Genomic DNA, 3,630 nt, shown 5'->3' on the forward strand with positions numbered 1-3,630 from the left:
GGCACAAAAGCATAGGGAGCTTCAACCAACATGAGCGCGGATCAAGCCACCTCGGGCGTGGCCGACGTCATATTGCACGCGTCGCGCAAAGCGCGGATCAATGCGATTCAAACCGGCTTTGCCAAAGGGTTTGTGCGATGCATTCCCTACAAAACAGCCGGGTTGCGATTGCGTGGGCCGTCCCTGCAACCTGCGGTCTTGGAACGTGCCATGCGTTCAGGCAACAAGCCAGGAAAGGGGCAATTCGGACATATCTTAAAGCGCCTGTTCTTAACTGGCCAGTACCGCTGGTTCGACAATCTTCTGAAGCGTTATCCGCAAGCCTCAGTCCTTGTCTGGAACGGTATCAAAGGGCATCGCAGCCTCTTTGCCTATGCAGCCCGCCAACACGGCCGCGCGGTTGTGTATCTTGAGGAAAGCCCGCTGCCCGGACGCATCGCTGTCGATAGTGAAGGTGTGAACTTTGGCGCCAGCCTGCCACGCCGGATCGATTTCTATCATGCTTGGGCGAAAGAAACCGGCTGCCCCGCTGACCAATGGCGGCGCAATGCGGCAAGCCTGGTTCCGCGCAGGGCCGCAGGGCGCAGCGATGTGGGTCAAGAGGACGCAACAGAGGCGCTCACCTCGGAAAACTACATCTTCTGCCCGCTGCAAGTCCCCGGCGACAGTCAGTTAACGATCTATGGCGACTGGATTACACGGGTCGGTGATATGATTGATGCATTGGCGCAGGCGGCTGATGCGCTGCCTGAGGGCTGGCACGTTCGGATCAAGGAACACCCGTCGGCAAAGCAGGCTTTCGGGGATCGTCTCAAGGCGCTCCGGGGCGATAAATTCCGGGTTGATAACGCCACAAATACGATGCAACAGGTCGCTCATGCGCGTGCGGTGTTGAATGTGAACTCTTCAGTCGGACTTCAGGCGTTTTACTTCGACAAGCCCGTGATCGTTCTTGGCCATGCGTTTTATGCATTCGACGGCTTGGCCACGAAAGTCAGCAGTCAGGCGGAGTTGGGGGAGGTATTTTCCGATCCGGAACGCCTTGCATTTGATGGGCAAGCACGTGACGCATTTATGAACTACCTTGATAGTGCGTATTACCCGTCTGAGGACGATTTGATAGAGGGTCGATTTACGATTGCGCAGTTGCAGGCGCGCGACAACGCGCGAGACGCGATATTAGGCGCGCTTGCAAAGGGGCAAACGTGATCGGCTAGCGAACTTCCAAGGCCTGTAGTCTCTCATCCTGCCGCGCTGCCAACAACTGCACCTCTCGCTTTGTCGTCTCACGCAAAACCGCCCCCGGTTTGCGCAATGTATCATGCGCAATCACACCCCTTTGCGCCAGCGTGTGCTTGCGGATTGCCAGACCCAGCCCCGGTTGCGCCTCATAGCGCACCATCGGCAAATAGGCGTCAAAGATATCGCGGGCGCGGGTTTCATCCCCGGATTGGTAGGCGGAGACAACCTGCGCCATCATTTCAGGGTAGGCAAAACCTGTCATCGCCCCGTCGGCGCCGCGCAACATTTCTTCAAGCAGGTATAGCCCGCCATTCCCGCACAGGATCGAAATCCGCCGCGCCCCATTGTCCGAGGCTGCGCGCAGGGCGCTGATCTTTTCCAAGCCGGGCCAGTCTTCGTGTTTCAGCATCACGCAGGTCGGGCAATCAGTGACGATTTTCAGGATCACATCGGTCGAGATGACGACATTCGTCACCAAAGGGAAATCCTGCAAGACGAAGGGGGCGGCGCCCAAAACTTCTGCGGTGCTGTGATAATAGGTTATGATCTGCGCGTCAGTCCTGAGGTTGCTCGACGGCGCCACCATCACACCCGCTGCCCCCAGATCCATTGATGCGGTCGCCAGTGCTTTCATCGCCGCAAACCCCGGCGCAGAGACCCCGACGACCACAGGCACCGTGCTGCGCGCCACCACGCGTTTGACGAGGGCCACGGATTCCTCTGCCGTCAGTTTGCCGGCCTCTCCCATCATGCCCAAGATCGTCAGGCCGGTTGCCCCCATCGCGATGTAGAACTCCACCATGCGGTCAACGCTTTCCCAGTCGATCGCGCCGTTCGGCAGGAACGGCGTGACTGCGATGGCAAAGACGCCTTCCGCGGTTTCATCAAGCATGTCGGGTTCCTTTATGGCTTTGTCCCAGGGCGATATTGCCAAGTGCCATCGCTGTGGCCGCTTGTGTGGGTTCAACGACGGGCAGGCCGGTTTCGGCCTCAAGAACAGTGCGGTAGTGGGCCATCCCGGCGCATCCCATAATCAGCACATCCGCACCGTCTTCGTCGCGCAGACGTTTGCCCGTGCGGATCATGGCAATGAGGCTTTTGTCTGGGTCGGCAAGGTCGGCCACACCCAGCCCCAAGGCGCGGTCACCGGCCAGACGATCCATCACGCCCATGCTACCAAAGGCCCGCATGTGTCGCGGGATCGAGGCGGGCAGGATCGCGATCACCCCAAATCGCTGTCCCAGCGTCAGGGCCGACATCACCGCAGCTTCCTGAATGCCCATCACGGGCAGGGCGGTTTGGTCACGCAGTGCGTACAGCCCCGGATCACCAAAACATGCGATTACGAATCCTGCTGCATCACGCTGCGACGCCGCCAGCTTGAGCATTGCCGCAATCGTCAGATCGGCCTGTATTTGACTTTCGATACCGGGGGGGGCTTGGGCCAACGTCAGGCAGCGGATCGGGGTGCCGAATGCACGCAAAGGCGCAACCGCCGCGTCGATCCCGTCAGTGACAACTTGCGACGAATTAGGGTTGATGATGATGAGGCTGCGATCCGTCATGGGACTGGCCTGTCTGTGATGCTGCGGGTAATTTGACTATCCTTATCCATGAGGTTGCGTCGTCGGCACAGCAAGCGCGGGTCGGTCGATCTTGCGGCCGCATCCCGGCGTTGCTGTCAACGTCCCGGCTTGAACGATCGGCACCCCGCGCAGCCAAACATCTGTGGGCCAGCCGGTGATGGTGTAGCCTTCCCACGGATTGTAACCAACGTTGTCATGTAGGTCATTGGCACCACAAGTCACTGTTTTTGCTGGATCCCAAAGCGAGATATCCGCATCCATTCCAACCGAGAGCCTGCCTTTGTTTGGCAGCCCGTAGATGTCAGCGGCAGCACTTGCTGTCAGCTTTGCAAAGCCCATCGGCCCGCCGCGCCCGCGCGTGACCATCGCGTCAAACATCAGTGGCAGCCGGGTCTCAAGCCCCGGCAGGCCATTGGCGATCTGGTCAAACCGCGCATCCGGCCCGGCAGAGAGTTTGCCGCTTTCATCAAAGCGATAGGGGGCATGATCGGACGACACGATTTGCAAGTCGCCACCTTGCAGCGCCTGCCAGAGCGTCTCTTGATCGGCGGCATGGCGCTGCGGAGGTGAGCACATCCATTTGCCACCCTCCAACCCCGGCTTGCGCAGTATATCTTCGGTCATGAACAGATAATGCGGGCAGGTCTCGGCCCAGACCGGCGCGCCGCGCTTGCGGGCTGCACGCACCGCAGCTGCCCCCTGCGCCGTTGAGACATGAAATATCATCACCGGCTGCCCCAGATACTCAGCAAATCGGCAGAGGCGTTCAATGGCGTCAATCTCGGCCATGCGCGGGTGGGAG

Annotated in this window: 4 protein-coding genes; 1 reads left to right on the plus strand and 3 read right to left on the minus strand. The window is 59.6% G+C overall.

Annotated elements, in window-relative coordinates:
• Positions 1 to 30: 30 nt before the first annotated feature.
• On the plus strand, positions 31 to 1,209 hold the full coding sequence (locus ACFDSS_RS14070) for a capsular biosynthesis protein (protein ID WP_375256348.1): 1,179 nt from the start codon (positions 31 to 33) through the stop codon (positions 1,207 to 1,209).
• 4 nt (positions 1,210 to 1,213) lie between these two features.
• On the opposite strand, the gene ACFDSS_RS14075 is transcribed toward ACFDSS_RS14070, so the two are convergent.
• From ACFDSS_RS14075 to ACFDSS_RS14085, 3 genes are all read right to left on the minus strand, one after another.
• Positions 1,214 to 2,134 carry a dihydrodipicolinate synthase family protein gene (locus tag ACFDSS_RS14075; protein WP_375256349.1) on the minus strand — a complete coding sequence of 307 codons (921 nt, stop codon included), beginning with the start codon at positions 2,132 to 2,134 and terminating at the stop codon, positions 1,214 to 1,216.
• Positions 2,127 to 2,807 (minus strand): aspartate/glutamate racemase family protein, encoded by a 681-nt coding sequence (locus ACFDSS_RS14080; protein ID WP_375256350.1) that lies wholly within the window; start codon positions 2,805 to 2,807, stop codon positions 2,127 to 2,129. Before ACFDSS_RS14080 ends, ACFDSS_RS14075 begins: the two co-directional genes overlap by 8 nt.
• Positions 2,808 to 2,849: 42 nt before the next feature.
• Positions 2,850 to 3,630, minus strand: a 781-nt coding sequence (locus tag ACFDSS_RS14085) for an amidohydrolase family protein (RefSeq protein WP_375256351.1), incomplete at its 5' end; no start/stop codon positions are given.

The organism is Yoonia sp. (assembly GCF_042093035.1).
Classification (GTDB): Bacteria; Pseudomonadota; Alphaproteobacteria; order Rhodobacterales; family Rhodobacteraceae; genus Yoonia.